This is a genomic window from Limnohabitans simekii (SeqCode), assembly GCF_965234735.1.
Lineage (GTDB): Bacteria > Pseudomonadota > Gammaproteobacteria > Burkholderiales > Burkholderiaceae_C > Limnohabitans > Limnohabitans simekii.
Genome location: NZ_OZ248541.1, coordinates 343,536 through 359,697, shown reverse-complemented (window position 1 = coordinate 359,697; position 16,162 = coordinate 343,536). Strand labels below are relative to the sequence as shown.

Sequence of the window (16,162 nt, the reverse complement as noted above, 5' to 3'; positions counted from 1 at the left end):
TTGTTTTTTTGAAATTGTTTGACACAGGAAATGACCATGAAACTCGCCGATTACAAAGCCACCCTTCAGTTCAGCAACGGCAAAGAAGCTATCGACATGCCTGTCTATCAAGGCAATATTGGCCCGGACGTGATTGACATCCGCAAGTTGTATGGTCAATCTGGCATGTTCACATACGACCCTGGTTTCTTGTCAACCGCCTCTTGCCAATCGGCCATCACTTTCATTGATGGCGACAAAGGCGAATTGCTCTACCGTGGCTACCCCATCGAACAACTCGCCACCAACTGCAACTATTTGGAAACCTGCCACTTGCTGTTGTACGGAGAGCTGCCCAATGCGCAACGCAAAAAAGAATTCACAACAACGGTGACGCACCACACCATGGTGCACGAGCAAATGCAATTTTTCTTGCGCGGTTTCCGTCGTGATGCCCACCCCATGGCCGTGCTGACCGGCTTGGTCGGCGCTTTGTCGGCCTTCTATCACGACAGCACCGACATCAACAACCCTGAACACCGCGAAGTGGCGGCCATTCGCTTGATCGCCAAGATGCCCACCTTGGTGGCCATGGCCTACAAATACGGCGTCGGTCAACCTTTCCTTTATCCTCAGAACGACTTGTCTTATGCGGGCAATTTCTTGCGCATGATGTTTGGCACGCCTTGCGAGCCTTATGTGGTCAACCCAGTGCTCGAGCGCGCCATGGACCGCATCTTCACTTTGCATGCCGACCACGAACAAAACGCGTCCACCTCCACCGTGCGCTTGTGTGGTTCCTCCGGCACCAACCCGTTTGCCGCCATCGCCGCTGGTGTGGCGTGTTTGTGGGGCCCGGCTCACGGCGGCGCCAACGAAGCTTGCCTGAACATGCTGGAAGAGATTCAAGCCAATGGCGGCATTGCAAAAGTCGGTGAATTCATGGAGCAAGTCAAAGACAAAAACTCGGGCGTCAAGCTGATGGGCTTTGGCCACCGTGTTTACAAAAACTACGACCCCCGCGCCAAGCTGATGCAAGAAACCTGCGACGAGGTGTTGAAAGAACTGGGCTTGGAAAACGACCCCTTGTTCAAGCTGGCCAAAGCGCTGGAAAAAATCGCATTGGAAGACGAGTACTTCGTGTCACGCAAGCTCTACCCCAATGTGGACTTCTACTCTGGCATCGTGCAACGCGCCATCGGCATTCCTGTGAACCTGTTCACCGGTATTTTTGCCTTGGCCCGAACCGTCGGTTGGATTGCGCAGTTGAACGAAATGATCAGCGACCCCGAGTACAAAATCGGTCGCCCACGTCAGTTGTTCACCGGCTCGGTCAAGCGCGACGTGCCCCCCCTGAACAAACGCTGATCGCCATGGCCATCGTTCGCAAAGCTGTTTTTCCTGTCGCTGGTTTAGGGACCCGGTTTTTGCCGGCCACCAAAGCCAGCCCCAAGGAGATGCTGTGCATCGTGGACAAGCCGCTCATTCAATACGCGGTGGAAGAAGCCATCGAGGCGGGCATCACCGAGATGATTTTTGTCACCGGTCGCAGCAAACGCAGCATCGAAGACCATTTCGACAAATCCTTCGAGCTCGAACACGAACTTGAGGCCAAACAAAAAACCGAGTTGTTGAAGCTGGTGCGCAATATCAAACCCGCCCATGTGAACTGTGTGTATGTCCGCCAACCTGAAGCCCTGGGCTTGGGTCATGCGGTCAATTGCGCGGCGTCTTTGGTGGGCAACGAGCCGTTTGCCGTGGTGCTGGCTGACGACTTGCTGGACCACCAACCCGGTGTCTTGAAACAATTGGTGGGCTTGTACGAGCACTACCGCAGCTCGGTGGTGGCGGTGGAAACCATCGCGCCCGAGCAAAGCCGTTCTTACGGTGTGGTGGCAGGCACCCCAGCGGGCGATCGCCTGACCAAGATGTCGCAAATCGTGGAAAAACCCACGCCTGACAAAGCCCCGTCCAACCTGGGCGTGGTGGGCCGCTATGTGTTCACGCCGTCCATCTTCAAACACATCGACCAACTGCAACCCGGTGCTGGCGGTGAATACCAACTGACCGACGCGATTCAAAGTCTTTTGAAGCTTGAAGCCGTTTATGCCTGCGCCTACGAAGGCGTGCGCTACGACTGCGGCAGCAAGATTGGTTTTTTGAAAGCCACGGTGGAATTGGCCTTGCGCCACCCCGAAACCGCTGAAGAATTCAAGCAGTATCTGGCAAACCTAAAATAGCCCGCTGACAAACTCGTCAGACCGACCAGGACCCCTCATGGGACGCACGCTTTACGACAAGATTTGGGACGAACACGTCGTCCATACCGAAGAAGATGGCACCGCCATCCTCTACATCGACCGCCACTTGGTGCACGAAGTCACCAGCCCCCAAGCGTTTGAGGGCATTCGCCAAGCCGGGCGCAAGGTCTGGCGGGTCAGCTCGATTGTGGCCACCGCCGACCACAACACGCCCACCACCGGTTGGGAGTTGGGCTACGACGGCATCACTGACCCGATCAGCAAAGAACAAATCACCACCCTCGACGCCAACATGAAAGAGTTCGGTTCGGCCGCGTTCTTTCCGTTTTTGTCCAAACGACAAGGCATCGTGCATGTGATTGGCCCGGAAAACGGCGCCACCCTGCCCGGCATGACCGTGGTGTGCGGCGACAGCCACACGTCCACCCACGGCGCGTTTGGTGCGCTGGCCCATGGCATTGGCACCTCCGAGGTTGAGCACGTGATGGCCACGCAAACCTTGTTGGCGAAAAAAGCCAAGAACATGCTCATCAAGGTGGAAGGCACCTTGGCCAAAGGCGTCACTGGCAAAGACGTGGTGCTGGCCATCATCGGCAAAATCGGAACGGCCGGCGGCACCGGCTACACCATCGAGTTTGCAGGCTCGGCCATTCGCGGTTTGAGCATGGAAGGCCGCATGACCTTGTGCAACATGGCCATCGAAGGCGGCGCTCGCGCTGGCCTGGTGGCGGTGGACGAGAAAACCATCGAGTATGTGAAAGGGCGTCCCCTGTCACCCGGCACCGATGCCAAAACCGGTCAGTTTGTCGGTGGTGCGGAATGGGACCAAGCGGTGGCCTATTGGAAAACGCTGCAATCCGACGCGGACGCCAAGTTTGACGCCGTGGTCGAGCTCCAAGCCGAGGCCATCTTGCCGCAAGTCACCTGGGGCACCTCGCCCGAGATGGTGTTGGACATCAATGGCATCGTGCCCGACCCCGACAAAGAAAAAGACCCGAACAAACGTGGTGCGATTGAACGCGCCCTGACCTACATGGCGCTCGAACCCGGCAAGGCCTTGAACGACTTGTTTGTCGACAAGGTGTTCATTGGTTCGTGCACCAACAGCCGGATTGAGGACATGCGCGAAGCGGCTGCTGTGGTTAAAAAACTCGGTCAAAAAGTGGCCAAGAACATCAAGCTGGCCATGGTTGTGCCCGGCTCGGGTTTGGTCAAAGCGCAAGCCGAGCAAGAAGGTTTGCACGAGATTTTCAAAGCTGCAGGCTTTGAGTGGCGCGAACCTGGTTGCTCGATGTGCTTGGCCATGAACGCCGACCGCTTGGAGCCCGGCGAACGCTGCGCCTCCACCAGCAACCGCAATTTTGAAGGCCGTCAAGGCAATGGCGGGCGCACCCATTTGGTCAGCCCCGCCATGGCCGCCGCCGCTGCCATTCACGGCCATTTTGTCGACGTGCGCAAGTTCGCCTGAGGAGTCCCAGATGCAAAAATTCACCCTCCACAAAGGCATCGTGGCCCCGATGGACCGCGAAAACGTCGACACCGACGCCATCATCCCCAAGCAATTCCTCAAATCCATCCGCAAAACCGGTTTTGGCCCCAACTTGTTTGATGAATGGCGCTACCTCGACCATGGCGAACCCGGCCAAGACCCGGCCAGCCGCAAACCAAACCCTGACTTTGTACTGAACCAACCGCGCTACCAAGGCGCGTCGGTGCTGTTGGCCCGCAAAAACTTTGGTTGCGGTTCATCTCGTGAACATGCACCGTGGGCCATCGATCAATACGGTTTTCGCTGTGTCATCGCCCCCAGCTTTGCCGACATCTTTTTCAACAACTGCTTCAAAAACGGCTTGCTGCCCATCGCCTTGCCCGAGTCCACCGTGAACCAGTTGTTCAACGACGTGCTGGCCTTCCCCGGCTATGAATTGACCATCGACCTGGAGCGCCAAGTCATCCTGCGTCCCCAAGGCGAGGAGATTTCTTTTGAAGTGCAAGCCTTTCGCAAATACTGCCTGCTCAATGGCTTTGACGACATCGGCCTGACCCTGCGCCAGTCCGACAAAATCAAAGCCTTTGAAGCCCAGCGCTTGGCCACCAAACCTTGGTTGGCCCACACCATGAAGACCCTTTGAGACAACACCTATGAAAATCGCAGTTCTGCCCGGAGATGGCATTGGCACCGAAATCGTTGCAGAGGCCATCAAGGTTTTGCATGCGCTGGACCTGAAATTTGAGATGGAAACGGCCTTGGTGGGTGGCGCGGCTTACGACGCCCATGGCCATCCCCTGCCCGAGAGCACCTTGAAGCTGGCCAAAGAAGCCGATGCGATTTTGTTTGGCGCTGTTGGCGACTGGAAATACGACACCCTCGACCGCCCATTGCGACCCGAACAAGCCATTTTGGGTTTGCGCAAAAACCTCGGCCTGTTTGCCAACTTCCGCCCCGCCATCTGCTACAAAGAATTGGTGAACGCGTCCAGCTTGAAACCCGAGTTGGTGGCCGGTTTGGACATCCTCATCATCCGCGAGCTGACGGGTGATATTTATTTTGGCCAACCGCGTGGCCGCCGTGTCTCCCCTGACGGTGCCTTCGCCGGTGCCGAGGAAGCTTTTGACACCATGCGTTACAGCCGCCCCGAGGTGGAACGCATTGCCCGCGTGGCGTTCGAAGCCGCCCGCAAGCGCAGCAAGCGCGTGACCAGTGTGGACAAAGCCAATGTGTTGGAGACCTTCCAGTTCTGGAAAGACATCGTCACCGAGGTGCACAAAGACTACACCGATGTGGCCCTGGACCACATGTACGTGGACAACGCCGCCATGCAATTGGTGAAAGAACCCAAGCGCTTTGACGTGGTGGTGACCGGCAATATGTTTGGCGACATCCTCTCCGACGAAGCCTCCATGCTGACCGGCTCGATTGGCATGTTGCCCTCGGCCTCGCTCAATTCAAGCAGCCAAGGTTTGTACGAACCCAGCCACGGCAGCGCCCCTGACATCGCTGGCAAAGGCGTGGCCAATCCGCTGGCCACCATCTTGTCTGCGGCCATGATGCTGCGCTTTAGCCTTGGTCAAGAAGCCGCGGCAGTGCGCATTGAAGACGCCGTGAAAAAAGTGCTGGCCCAAGGCCTGCGCACCGGCGACATCTACAGCGAAGGCACCACCAAGGTGGGCACGTCGCAAATGGGTGATGCGGTGGTCAAGGCGCTGGTTTAAGCTGCACTTGCTCCCAGAAGTTTTTCCGCTTTTTGAATTTGAATACCTTCTTCAATGGCTTTGACGCATCCATCCAAGCCCGGAAAAATACCAGCAGCGTCGAAACCTTTGATTTTTAATATCTTGAGTAAAGTCGTTGCTTTTTTGACTGGCAAACTGAATTTATATAAAACTGCACTATGCCAATGCGCAGCCACGACTTGAGGGGTCTTAACCATTTCTGACCACACGGTTTCTAAGTCTGGCAATCCGAAGACGTCATCATGATTAAATTCAGATGTGTCTTTGCCTTGCGTCATTTTTTGCACTAAAGTGAACTTGCCTCGCTGCGCAGTCAAATTTGGGTTGTAGTGGCGCGGTGGATCGACTAAATGGATTCGGTAAGGATAAAAATCAGCCAATGGAACAGGTGTCGGGTCTATTGATGTTGATTGTGGAGTCAACGGGTCGATTACAGAATAGTGAAAAAATTCTTGAAACGTAGCCCAAACGACGATCTGCTGATCTGCCAACGCGTCGAAAGATTCAGTTTTGACTAATTGCTTGACGCCCCTGGTTGCTGCAAAGTACATGGCAATATATGCATCAGAGGTCCAGTCCAGCAATGGCGTCGGAACACCGTGGTGTTGAGCCATTGCGATTAACTGCCAATTTCTGGGGTCTTGAAATAAATCTTGAGTTGGCCAGTAACTACTCTTTACATATGACGGGTTCATCAACTCATCATGTAATTTCCTGTCAATTTGCGGCAGCTCGTATCCTAAATTGATGGCTCTTCTATAAAAACTCCCGATCGCCCCGAATAGACAAGAGGCTTTTGTATAAGCATCAAGTATTGGAGAAGTTTGCCAGCCAAATTTGCCGCCAAATGACAGGATTTTTTCTTTGTCATTTGGTCTGTCTATGCTGGGTATCAATTTGTCGCTGCCTAGACCCCCTCGGTAAATAAACACCCCTGAATGTGGGTTTTTAATTATTTCGTATGTCAAATTGTTGAAATCATCAATGAATTTTTCAGGGTCTTCATAAACCATACTTTTTACACTTCCAGTAGCTACTGCTTTTTGGTTCATGTTCAGATCATAATTTATGTTCATTTTTAATGTATCGAAAAATTTAATGAATAAATAAGTATAATATTTTTCGGATAATGCTAATTTTTTTGAATGGCCTTTCTAAATATTATATTTATAGATAACATAGTGATGAAGGAGAAATGACATGCTCACCACCAATCTACGCAAAGTCGGCGGCTCAGTCATGCTGGCCGTACCGCCAGCCGTTCTTGAGCAATTGAACCTCCAAGCAGGTGCAGCGGTCGGTTTATCGGTGTCCGATGGGCATTTGGTGGTTCAACCCCAAGTCAAGCCGCGCTATAGCTTGAAAGAACTGTTGGCACCGGCTGAAGATGCAGTAGCACCTGCGCCACCCGACCGAGAGTGGCTGGATTCACCTGCAATTGGTCGTGAATTGCTGTGAAGCGCGGCGATATTTATATGGTCTCACTCGACCCTACCGAAGGCCGAGAACAACGCGGTAGTCGGCCAGTTTTGGTGGTATCTGCTACGGCCTTCAATATGGCGACTCAATTGCCCGTGGTCTGTCCCATCACCAATGGCGGTGACTTTGCACGCCGCATAGGTTTTGCCGTGACCCTGAACGGCATCAAAACCACTGGCGTCGTGCGCTGTGACCAACCCCGTGTGCTGGACTTGACCACACGACACGCCCGCAAGGTGGACACCCTGCCGGTAGATCTGATGGATGAAGTGCTGGCCCGGCTGAACCCTATTTTTCAGTGAGCCTGGGGTACCGCGGTTGTTGCTGGTGCTGAGTGTGGGGGGGGTGACATGCCCCCATCTCCCCCTTCTTTTGCAAAGCTTTCAGCTGTTTCCAGCTGGCTTTGGGGCAGGCCTTGGGCTTGTGGGCGGGCACACACCAGACGCTGAAACTGCCTTGGTCTTGTTGTGCCAAGCAGCTTTTGAAATCTTTGACCGCCAAATACCGAGGGGGTGCCACGGCAAGTGCAGGCAGCAAACAGCTGGCAAGCAAGCAGCCATATATAGTTTTAAAGAATTTGTAATTTATTCTCATACAGCTATTATGTGTTCAAAAAAATAGAGCATCCGCCTTTCGGCATATGTAAAGCATATGTTAAACTAACCCCCTCTTAGCTTCCCAGGAGGCCCTGTGAACAAAGCCCAAGACATCAGCGCCAGCTACATCATTGGCAAGCCTCGGCAAGTCAGTTTGTTTCGCAACGGCGCCAACCAAGCCATTCGCATCCCCAAAGAATTTGAGCTACCCGGCAAAGAAGCCCTGCTCTACCGGGATGGCAACAAGCTGGTGCTGGAAGCCATCATCACCGAGCCCGAACGGGGCAGCCCAGCAGCTTTGGCGCAAGCCTTGCAAACCATGGCCAACTGGACACCGCTGACAGACGATTTTCCCGATGTGGACGCCGGTTTGCTGCCCCTCGATGACGTTCGTTTCGACGACCCCGCATGAGCGCTGCCACCACCTACTTGCTCGACACCAACATCATTTCGCACATGATGCGCTACCCGCAAGGCGTGGCCGCTCAACGCGTGTTTCAATTCGCCACACAAGGCGCGAGCGTGCAACTGTGCACCAGCGTGGTGGTCGATTGCGAGTTGCGGTTTGGTTTGCAACGACGCAGCAACCCGCAGTGGTCTTTGCGTTTCGAGGCTGCCATGGCGTCTCTCGAGATATGCCCGCTCACACCTGAGGTATCGGCGTTCTACGCCAAGCTTCGGTTTTCACTTGAGCAACAAGGCCAACCCATGGGCCCGAACGACTTGTTGATTGCCGCCCATGCGCTATCGATGAAGGCCACATTGGTGTCTGCAGATTTGGCGTTCAAACGCCTGCCTGACTTGGTCGTCGAAAACTGGCTTGCATAGCGCCGTTTTCTAGCGGCTAGAATAGCTACCCATGAAATGCACCGCATCCTTTTTGATGACAGCCTCCACCAGCGCCTCGCTGGGTGTGAAGGTGCGCACCGTCTCCATCACAACGACCACCACCAAGGGCTGAACAGCTCTGGTTCGTCGTGCCCTCCCCGGCCAGACGAGCTGGGGGTCAAAAACACTTTGATTGAAAGGGCAGAAAAATGAAAAAAATTGGAAACCGCGTCGGTCTCGTCGGTTGGCGAGGCATGGTCGGTTCGGTCCTGATGGACCGCATGCAAACCGAAAACGATTTTGCTCGCATTGAACCCGTCTTCTTCACCACATCCAACACGGGTGGCGCAGCGCCTGCCATGGCCAAAAATGAAACCAAGCTGCTGGACGCCCACAACATCGACGCACTGAAGGCCTGCGACATCATCCTCACTTGCCAAGGTGGCGACTACACCGCCGAGGTGTTTCCAAAATTGCGCGCTGCAGGTTGGAACGGCCACTGGATTGACGCCGCCTCCACCCTGCGCATGAAAGACGACGCCGTCATCATCTTGGACCCGGTCAACATGCCGGTCATCAAAAACGCCTTGGCACACGGCGGCAACAACTGGGTGGGTGGCAATTGCACCGTCAGTTGCATGTTGATGGGCGTGGGCGCTTTGTACAAAGCCGGTTTGGTGGAGTGGATGAGCACTCAAACCTACCAAGCCGCTTCAGGCGGTGGTGCGGCCCACATGCGTGAGCTCATCACTCAATTTGGCACGATCTATGGCGAAGTGAAATCCTTGTTGGACGACCCGAAAAGCGCTATTTTGGAAATCGACCGCAAAGTCATTGCCAAGCAACGTGCGCTTTCCGCCACAGAAACCGCCAACTTTGGCGTTCCCTTGGGCGGCTCGCTCATTCCTTGGATCGACAAAGACCTGGGCGCGGGCAAACATGCCGGTGACGAGTTCTGGGGCATGAGCCGCGAAGAATGGAAAGGCATGGCTGAAACCAACAAAATTTTGGGTCAAGGTGCCGGATTCAACACGCCTGCCGTGCCGGTTGATGGTTTTTGTGTCCGCGTGGGTGCCATGCGCTGTCACAGCCAAGCGCTGACCTTCAAACTCAAGAAAAACGTGCCATTGGCTGATATTAAAGCCATGATTGCCGCCGACAACGAGTGGGTGAAAGTGGTTGCCAACAACCGTGAAGACACCATGCAGCACCTGACGCCCGTGGCGGTCACAGGCAGCATGACCATTCCCGTGGGACGTTTGCGCAAGCTGAATTTCGGACCCGAGTACCTGGGCGCTTTCACGATTGGCGATCAGCTTTTGTGGGGTGCGGCTGAACCTTTGCGCAGAATGTTGCAAATTTTGTTGGATTCGTAAAAAACATCGGGAACCTCTTGGCTCCCGAAGTTAAAGTAGATTATGATGAAGGCTTCATAAATAGCACGAGAATCATTCTTTATGCTTCACTTGAACACTCCAACATCTTCTTTGCGCGGCATTGTGGTGGCTTTATCAGTCTTGATGAGTTCACAAGCCCAGGCTTTGCAACTGGGTCAACCCGTTCTGCAATCTCAGTTGGGCCAGCCACTCAAGCTTGAGGTGCAAATCAGTGATTTGAATGCGCAAGAAGCCCAAGACTTTCAAGCCGTCTTGGCCGATGAAACGGTTTACCAAACCGCCAAAATCAATCGTGTTGCAGGTTTAGACAATATCACTCTCACCTTGAGCAAACGCAGCGACGATGTGTATGTGTTGCAGATGTTGGGCACAGAGCCGCTGGTCTCGCCTTATGTGGATGTGCTGCTCGAGTTCCGTTGGGCCACCGGTCGGTCTTTTCGCAATATTGGCTTCCCGCTGAGTGGCACACTGAACAACACACCCAAAGGCTTGGTGGCCGCTGAACCTGCGCCAGCACCAGCAATCAATGCACCACGGCCTGCCCCGCTGCCCAAAGACCCTGCGCCAGTGGCCAAACGCAGCGAAGCTGCCACGGCTTTGCCCGAAGCGGGTAAAAGCATTGAGGTGCAGCGCGGCGACACCGCCAGTGGCTTGATTTTGGCCACAGACACCGACAATGTGTCGCTGGACCAATTGCTGGTCACCATGTTGCGCAACAACCCCAAAGCTTTTGTCGACAACAACGTCAACCGCCTGAAAGCTGGCGTGTTGGTCACCTTGCCCAGCCCCGAGGAAGCCAGCCAAGTTGATCGTCAAGAAGCGCGTCAAAGCATCCGCTTGCAAGCCCAAGATTTCGACGCCTACCGCGCGCAATTGGCCAGTGCCGCTCCTGGCACCAAATTGGCGGACTCCAACCAACGTGAAGCCAGCGGCAATGTCACCGCCCAAGTCAATTCCAACAGCCCTGCTCCCAGCGATCAGTTGACACTCAGCAAACCCGGAACGACGGATACTGATCAGGCCAGCAAACAACTCGAAGCTGAGCAGACCGCCAAGCGCAATGAAGAGTTGGCTAAAAATGCCAGCGAACTCGAAGCCATTTCAAAAGCTGCAACCAATGCAGAAGAAGGCACGGGCCCTGATTTCAGTGGCTTTGAAGCCCAATATCAAGCCGCCATGGTGTGGGTCAAGCGTCATGCTTTCGAGCTGATTGGGGCCTTGGCCCTGTTGGCCGCTGCGTTGGTGGCTTTCTCCTTGATGCGTGAACGCCGGTCATCTGCAAAAGCACGCCAAGAAGATGAAGCCAATGAAATGGACTTCATGCAGGAGCCAAGCGCCCAAGGCCATGCTGGTTTGAACTTGGACTTTGATTTGGACTTGCCTCAGCACCCTGCGCATGGCAATTTGCCACCAGCCGCGCCTACTGCAGCACCCTCCCCAACGGCTTCGCCAAGCCACAGCAACGCAGCGCCTTTTCAAGTGATTCAACCCACCAGCGCCGCCAGTCGCGCACCGCACATGGCCATGCATGACAACGCACACATGGGCGAAGATCCGTTCAAAGTGCGCTTGGAATTGGCTGATGAACTTTGGAAATTGGGCCAAAAACAAACTGGCCGTGCCTTGGCGCAAGAAGTGGCCGATCAAACCCACGGTGAAACCCGCGACCGTGCCATGCGCTGGCTGACCGAACGGGCTTGAGCGGCATGCGTTTGGCGCTGGGCCTGAGCTATTTGGGCTGCGCCTACGAAGGTTGGCAAAGCCAAGCCTCGGGTCTGACGGTTCAAGACCACCTCGAAAAAGCCCTCCTCGAATTTGCCGGTCACAAGATCGGCACCTTGTGCGCCGGCCGCACCGATTCAGGCGTGCATGGCCTGCGCCAAGTGGTGCATTTCGACACCACCGTCGAACGCGATTTGAATTCCTGGGTGCGCGGCACCAACGCTTACTTGCCCCACGACATTGCGGTGCAATGGGCGCATGAAGTCCCCACAGATTTCCACGCCAGGGGCAGCGCCTTGTCCCGCCGCTACACCTACTTGGTGCTGGCGTCGCCGGTGCGCCCCAGCCTCGAAGCAGGTCGTGTCGGTTGGGTCTACCGGCCCATGCAACTGGCCCCGCTGCAAGCTGCCGCCTTGCATCTGGTGGGCGAGCATGATTTCACCTCGTTTCGCGCCTCCAGTTGCCAGGCCTTGAGCCCTGTGAAAAACATCTTGCGCATTGACATTCAACGCGTGGGCCGCCAAGACGGCAGCGCTTATTGGCGCTTTGACTTTGAAGCCAACGCGTTTTTGCACCACATGATCCGCAACCTGATGGGCTGTTTTGTGGCCATTGGCCAAGGTCTGCAAGAGCCAGACTGGATGCTGGACGTGCTGCAAGCGCGGGATCGCAAAGCGGCCGCACCTACTTTTTCACCCGATGGCTTGTATTTCGCAGGCCCGGTCTACGACCCCAAGTGGGCCATCCCCGCCTTCACGCCCTCTTATGATTGGCTACCCGGCCAATCACCATGACCCAGATCCCCATCAAAATTTGCGGCCTGACCCGCGCCCAAGACGTTGCAGCCGCTGTGCAGGCAGGTGCCAACGCGGTGGGCTTTGTGCTGTATGCCCCCAGCCCCCGCCATGTGACGGCGGAACACGCCGCCGAACTGGCCAAAATGTTGCCCGCCTTTGTGACGCCGGTCCTGCTGTTTGTGAACGCCACGGAGGCTGAACTCACCCATGCAGCCGCCCTGGTGCCCGGCGCTTGGCTGCAGTTTCATGGCGATGAAACCCCCGATTTTTGCCAAAAAGTGGCCCAAAAGCTGGGGCGGCGCTGGTTGCGAGCCGCCCGGATACCCAAGGAAACCCCGCAGGGCGCAGCGGCTTTTGACCTCGTAAACTACGCGCTCAACTACTCGCAAGCCGATGCCCTGTTGCTCGACACCCTGGTCGATGCGTATGGTGGCAGTGGCAGCACATTCAATTGGTCACAGCTTCCAACAAACGTCAATGCTCACCTCGTTTTGTCTGGTGGACTCACACCTGCAAACGTGGCCGACGGCATCCGGGCCGTGCATTCGCGCGGACGCTCGTTGGCGGTTGATGTGAGCTCGGGCGTGGAAAGCGCCAAGGGCATCAAAGACCACGACAAAATCCGCGCCTTCGTGGCAGCCGTGCGCAACACGTCGCTTGCCTCTTGATTTTTGGCTGCAGCTGCAGCCCCAGCCCCCAAGGGATCAGCCCCATGTCTACCTACCAACAACCCGATTTCAGTGGCCACTTTGGCAAATACGGCGGCAGCTTTATCAGCGAAACCCTGACCCATGCGATTGAAGAGCTGAAAGCCGCCTACGCCAAGTACCAGCACGACCCCGAGTTCATCGCCGAGTTCAAAAGCGAACTTGCGCACTTTGTCGGTCGCCCTTCGCCCATTTACCACGCAGCCCGCATGAGCCGTGAAATGGGCGGCGCCCAAATTTATTTGAAGCGCGAAGACTTGAACCACACCGGTGCCCACAAGATCAACAACACGATTGGCCAAGCGATGCTGGCCAAGCGCATGGGCAAGCCACGTGTGATTGCCGAAACCGGCGCGGGTCAACACGGTGTTGCCACCGCCACCATCTGCGCCCGCTATGGTTTGGAATGCGTGGTGTACATGGGCAGCGAAGACGTGAAGCGCCAAAGCCCCAACGTCTACCGCATGAAGCTGTTGGGCGCGACCGTTGTGCCCGTGAACAGCGGCAGCCGCACCCTGAAAGACGCTTTGAACGAGGCCATGCGCGACTGGGTGGCCAACGTGGACAACACCTTCTACATCATCGGCACCGTGGCTGGACCACACCCCTACCCGATGATGGTGCGCGATTTCCAAAGCGTGATTGGCGAAGAATGCATCGCCCAAATGCCCAACATGCACAACGGCCTGCAACCCGATGCGGTGCTGGCTTGCGTGGGCGGCGGCTCCAATGCCATGGGCATTTTTTATCCCTATATTCCATTTGACAACACACGATTGATTGGCGTGGAAGCCGCTGGTGAAGGCATGGACACCGACAAACACTCGTGCTCATTGCAACGCGGCGTGCCCGGGGTGTTGCACGGCAACCGCACCTATGTGCTGCAAGACGCCAACGGCCAAATCACCGAAACCCATTCGGTGAGTGCGGGCCTGGATTACCCCGGCGTTGGCCCCGAGCATGCGTTTTTGAAAGACATTGGCCGGGCGGAATATGTTGGCATCACCGACACAGAAGCGCTGGAAGCCTTTCACTATTTGTGCCGCACCGAAGGCATCATCCCGGCGCTGGAGTCCAGCCATGCGGTGGCCCACGCCATGAAGCTGGCCAAAACCATGAAGCCCACGCAGTCGATTTTGGTCAACCTGTCAGGCCGAGGCGACAAAGACATTGGCACCGTGGCCGACCTCAGCAACGCGGACTTCTTCTGCCGCCCCAGCTGCCAAGGCCAATCGGTCAAAGGCGACACCACCATTTCACTGTCGCAGCTCAAAGGGGCACACGCATGAGCCGCATCACCCCTGTCATGGCCGCGCTGAAAAGCCAAGGTCGCAAAGCCCTCATTCCGTATTTGATGGCCGGTTTTCCGCACCCCAACCACACCTTGGCGCTGATGCAAGCGCTGGTGGAAGGGGGTGCCGACATCATCGAACTGGGCGTGCCGTTCAGCGACCCCATGGCCGACGGCCCGGTGATTCAAGAAGCCGGTGAAGAGGCGCTGCGCCACCATGTGGGCATGACCGAGGTGTTGGCCATGGTGCGACAGTTTCGCGCCACCGACACCCATACCCCCGTGGTGTTGATGGGCTATGCCAACCCGGTGGAGAGCTACAACCTGGTGCACGGCGAGCATGGCTTTGTGAAAGACGCTGCCACTGCGGGTGTGGACGGTGTGCTGGTGGTGGACTATCCGCCCGAGGAATGCGTGGACTTTGCCGCTGCCTTGAAGGCGCACCAGATGGACCTGATTTTTTTGCTGGCCCCCACCAGCACCGACCAGCGCATGCAGCAAGTGGCTGCGGTGGCCAGCGGCTATGTGTATTACGTGTCACTCAAGGGCGTCACCGGCTCGGGCGCACTCAACACCGACGAGGTGGAAGCCATGTTGCCGCGCATTCGGCAGCATGTGCACATTCCCGTGGGTGTGGGCTTTGGCATCCGCGACGCCGCCACCGCCCAAACCATTGGCAAAGTGGCTGACGCGGTGGTGATTGGCAGCAAATTGATTCAACTCGTCAAGGCCGCCAACCAAGGTGAAGCCCCTGCCGCCGCCCGCGACTTCATGCGCGGTATCCGCCAAGCGCTGGACGCATAATCCCCTCTGCTTTTCCTGGAGACAACCCATGAGCTGGCTTGAAAAACTGCTGCCTTCCAAGATCCAACCCTCGGACCCTGCGGACCGCCGCACCGTGCCCGAAGGCGTCTGGGTGAAATGCCCCAGTTGCGAAACCGTGCTTTATAAAAACGATTTGCAGGAAAACCAAAACGTTTGCCCCAAGTGCAGCCACCACCACCGCATTTCAGCGCGGGCCCGCTTGGATGCGTTCTTGGACCCGGAAGGCCGCTACGAGATTGGCCAAGAAGTCCTGCCGATGGACCCCTTGAAATTCAAGGACAGCCGCAAATACCCCGAACGCCTGAAAGAAGCCCTGGAAAACACCGGCGAGACCGACGCCTTGGTGGTGATGGGCGGCGCGGTGCACAACATCAATGTGGTGGCCGCTTGCTTTGAATTCGACTTCATGGGCGGCTCGATGGGCTCGGTGGTCGGCGAACGTTTTGTGCGCGGCGTGCACACCGCGATCGAGCAAAAAGTGCCGTTCATTTGCTTCACCGCCACCGGTGGTGCCCGCATGCAAGAGGGCTTGTTGTCGCTCATGCAAATGGCCAAAACCAATGCTTCCCTCACCCGATTGGCGCAAAAAGGCCTGCCTTATATCAGCGTCTTGACCGACCCGACCATGGGCGGCGTGTCCGCAGGCTTTGCCTTCATGGGCGATGTGGTGATCGCCGAGCCCAAAGCGCTCATTGGTTTTGCCGGTCCGCGCGTGATTGAAAGCACCGTGCGCGTCACCTTGCCAGAAGGATTCCAACGCGCCGAGTTCCTGATGGAAAAAGGCGCCCTGGACCTGATTTGCGACCGCCGCGATTTGCGCAAAACCATCGCCAACACCTTGGCCATGCTGACCAAACAACCGGCCGACTCGGTGAGCTGACCCCCAGGGCGGGCAACCCGTCACATAGCGGCAATCTCTACCCCTATCTCAGGGTTTGGCGGCCCAATATCAAATTTAATAATTCACAATGGGTTGCATCGCTTGTTTGATGTACGTTCTATCGAAGGACGTTCACAACCCACCCTATGAATCGTTTTTTCAGGCT

At 56.1% G+C, this 16,162-nt stretch carries 17 protein-coding genes; 16 read left to right on the top strand and 1 reads right to left on the bottom strand.

Features of this window, described 5'->3' with window-relative positions:
* Positions 1–36: 36 nt before the first annotated feature.
* From AC8GFP_RS05910 to leuB, 5 genes are read left to right on the top strand one after another with little or no spacing between them, the layout of a single operon-like run.
* A complete protein-coding gene (locus AC8GFP_RS05910) occupies positions 37–1,347 on the top strand; it encodes a citrate synthase (protein ID WP_506611214.1) in 1,311 nt (436 codons plus the stop codon).
* A 5-nt stretch (positions 1,348–1,352) separates the two neighbouring features.
* Positions 1,353–2,219 (top strand): UTP--glucose-1-phosphate uridylyltransferase GalU, encoded by an 867-nt coding sequence (gene galU / locus AC8GFP_RS05905; protein WP_506611212.1) that lies wholly within the window; start codon positions 1,353–1,355, stop codon positions 2,217–2,219.
* Positions 2,220–2,256: 37 nt separating this feature from the next.
* Complete coding sequence (gene leuC / locus AC8GFP_RS05900; protein WP_506611210.1) at positions 2,257–3,708, top strand: 3-isopropylmalate dehydratase large subunit; 1,452 nt, start codon at positions 2,257–2,259, stop codon at positions 3,706–3,708.
* A 10-nt stretch (positions 3,709–3,718) separates the two neighbouring features.
* A complete protein-coding gene (leuD, locus tag AC8GFP_RS05895; RefSeq protein WP_506611208.1) occupies positions 3,719–4,372 on the top strand; it encodes a 3-isopropylmalate dehydratase small subunit in 654 nt (217 codons plus the stop codon).
* A gap of 10 nt (positions 4,373–4,382) precedes the next feature.
* Positions 4,383–5,453 (top strand): 3-isopropylmalate dehydrogenase, encoded by a 1,071-nt coding sequence (gene leuB, locus AC8GFP_RS05890; protein WP_506611206.1) that lies wholly within the window; start codon positions 4,383–4,385, stop codon positions 5,451–5,453.
* On the opposite strand, the gene AC8GFP_RS05885 is transcribed toward leuB, so the two are convergent.
* On the bottom strand, positions 5,450–6,526 hold the full coding sequence (locus AC8GFP_RS05885) for an FRG domain-containing protein (RefSeq protein ID WP_506611204.1): 1,077 nt from the start codon (positions 6,524–6,526) through the stop codon (positions 5,450–5,452). The genes leuB and AC8GFP_RS05885 overlap by 4 nt on opposite strands.
* Positions 6,527–6,674: 148 nt before the next feature.
* On the opposite strand from AC8GFP_RS05885, the gene AC8GFP_RS05880 reads away from it, so the two are divergent.
* The 11 genes from AC8GFP_RS05880 (at position 6,675) to accD (ending at position 15,996) form a co-directional block, all read left to right on the top strand.
* Positions 6,675–6,932: an AbrB/MazE/SpoVT family DNA-binding domain-containing protein gene (locus AC8GFP_RS05880; protein WP_506611203.1), complete on the top strand. Its 258-nt coding sequence runs from the start codon at positions 6,675–6,677 to the stop codon at positions 6,930–6,932.
* Entirely contained in the window at positions 6,929–7,255 is a 327-nt protein-coding gene (locus AC8GFP_RS05875; RefSeq protein WP_506611202.1) for a type II toxin-antitoxin system PemK/MazF family toxin, read from the top strand. The genes AC8GFP_RS05880 and AC8GFP_RS05875 overlap by 4 nt, the downstream gene beginning before the upstream one ends.
* A 388-nt stretch (positions 7,256–7,643) precedes the next feature.
* The gene (locus tag AC8GFP_RS05870) at positions 7,644–7,961 is read left to right on the top strand and encodes an antitoxin (protein WP_506611201.1); all 318 of its coding nucleotides are present in this window, start codon (positions 7,644–7,646) and stop codon (positions 7,959–7,961) included.
* Entirely contained in the window at positions 7,958–8,377 is a 420-nt protein-coding gene (locus tag AC8GFP_RS05865; protein WP_506611199.1) for a type II toxin-antitoxin system VapC family toxin, read from the top strand. Before AC8GFP_RS05870 ends, AC8GFP_RS05865 begins: the two co-directional genes overlap by 4 nt.
* 209 nt (positions 8,378–8,586) lie before the next feature.
* Entirely contained in the window at positions 8,587–9,753 is a 1,167-nt protein-coding gene (asd, locus tag AC8GFP_RS05860) for an aspartate-semialdehyde dehydrogenase (protein WP_506611197.1), read from the top strand.
* A gap of 144 nt (positions 9,754–9,897) precedes the next feature.
* Positions 9,898–11,475 (top strand): type IV pilus assembly protein FimV, encoded by a 1,578-nt coding sequence (locus tag AC8GFP_RS05855; protein ID WP_506611195.1) that lies wholly within the window; start codon positions 9,898–9,900, stop codon positions 11,473–11,475.
* Between the two features lie 5 nt (positions 11,476–11,480).
* The gene (gene truA, locus AC8GFP_RS05850) at positions 11,481–12,290 is read left to right on the top strand and encodes a tRNA pseudouridine(38-40) synthase TruA (protein WP_506611193.1); all 810 of its coding nucleotides are present in this window, start codon (positions 11,481–11,483) and stop codon (positions 12,288–12,290) included.
* Positions 12,287–12,961, top strand: coding sequence for a phosphoribosylanthranilate isomerase (locus AC8GFP_RS05845; RefSeq protein ID WP_506611191.1), 675 nt, complete (start codon positions 12,287–12,289; stop codon positions 12,959–12,961). Before truA ends, AC8GFP_RS05845 begins: the two co-directional genes overlap by 4 nt.
* A gap of 44 nt (positions 12,962–13,005) precedes the next feature.
* The gene (trpB, locus tag AC8GFP_RS05840; RefSeq protein WP_506611189.1) at positions 13,006–14,289 is read left to right on the top strand and encodes a tryptophan synthase subunit beta; all 1,284 of its coding nucleotides are present in this window, start codon (positions 13,006–13,008) and stop codon (positions 14,287–14,289) included.
* Positions 14,286–15,095: a tryptophan synthase subunit alpha gene (trpA, locus tag AC8GFP_RS05835; protein ID WP_506611187.1), complete on the top strand. Its 810-nt coding sequence runs from the start codon at positions 14,286–14,288 to the stop codon at positions 15,093–15,095. Before trpB ends, trpA begins: the two co-directional genes overlap by 4 nt.
* A 28-nt stretch (positions 15,096–15,123) precedes the next feature.
* A complete protein-coding gene (gene accD / locus AC8GFP_RS05830; RefSeq protein WP_506611185.1) occupies positions 15,124–15,996 on the top strand; it encodes an acetyl-CoA carboxylase, carboxyltransferase subunit beta in 873 nt (290 codons plus the stop codon).
* The last annotated feature ends 166 nt before the right edge of the window (positions 15,997–16,162 follow it).

Coding starts and splice junctions, on each gene's coding strand:
- AC8GFP_RS05910 (WP_506611214.1), top strand. CDS start 37: ATGAAACTCGCCGATTACAAAGCCACCCTTCAGTTCAGCAACGGCAAA.
- galU (WP_506611212.1), top strand. CDS start 1,353: ATGGCCATCGTTCGCAAAGCTGTTTTTCCTGTCGCTGGTTTAGGGACC.
- leuC (WP_506611210.1), top strand. CDS start 2,257: ATGGGACGCACGCTTTACGACAAGATTTGGGACGAACACGTCGTCCAT.
- leuD (WP_506611208.1), top strand. CDS start 3,719: ATGCAAAAATTCACCCTCCACAAAGGCATCGTGGCCCCGATGGACCGC.
- leuB (WP_506611206.1), top strand. CDS start 4,383: ATGAAAATCGCAGTTCTGCCCGGAGATGGCATTGGCACCGAAATCGTT.
- AC8GFP_RS05885 (WP_506611204.1), bottom strand. CDS start 6,526: ATGAACCAAAAAGCAGTAGCTACTGGAAGTGTAAAAAGTATGGTTTAT.
- AC8GFP_RS05880 (WP_506611203.1), top strand. CDS start 6,675: ATGCTCACCACCAATCTACGCAAAGTCGGCGGCTCAGTCATGCTGGCC.
- AC8GFP_RS05865 (WP_506611199.1), top strand. CDS start 7,958: ATGAGCGCTGCCACCACCTACTTGCTCGACACCAACATCATTTCGCAC.
- asd (WP_506611197.1), top strand. CDS start 8,587: ATGAAAAAAATTGGAAACCGCGTCGGTCTCGTCGGTTGGCGAGGCATG.
- AC8GFP_RS05855 (WP_506611195.1), top strand. CDS start 9,898: ATGAGTTCACAAGCCCAGGCTTTGCAACTGGGTCAACCCGTTCTGCAA.
- truA (WP_506611193.1), top strand. CDS start 11,481: ATGCGTTTGGCGCTGGGCCTGAGCTATTTGGGCTGCGCCTACGAAGGT.
- AC8GFP_RS05845 (WP_506611191.1), top strand. CDS start 12,287: ATGACCCAGATCCCCATCAAAATTTGCGGCCTGACCCGCGCCCAAGAC.
- trpB (WP_506611189.1), top strand. CDS start 13,006: ATGTCTACCTACCAACAACCCGATTTCAGTGGCCACTTTGGCAAATAC.
- trpA (WP_506611187.1), top strand. CDS start 14,286: ATGAGCCGCATCACCCCTGTCATGGCCGCGCTGAAAAGCCAAGGTCGC.
- accD (WP_506611185.1), top strand. CDS start 15,124: ATGAGCTGGCTTGAAAAACTGCTGCCTTCCAAGATCCAACCCTCGGAC.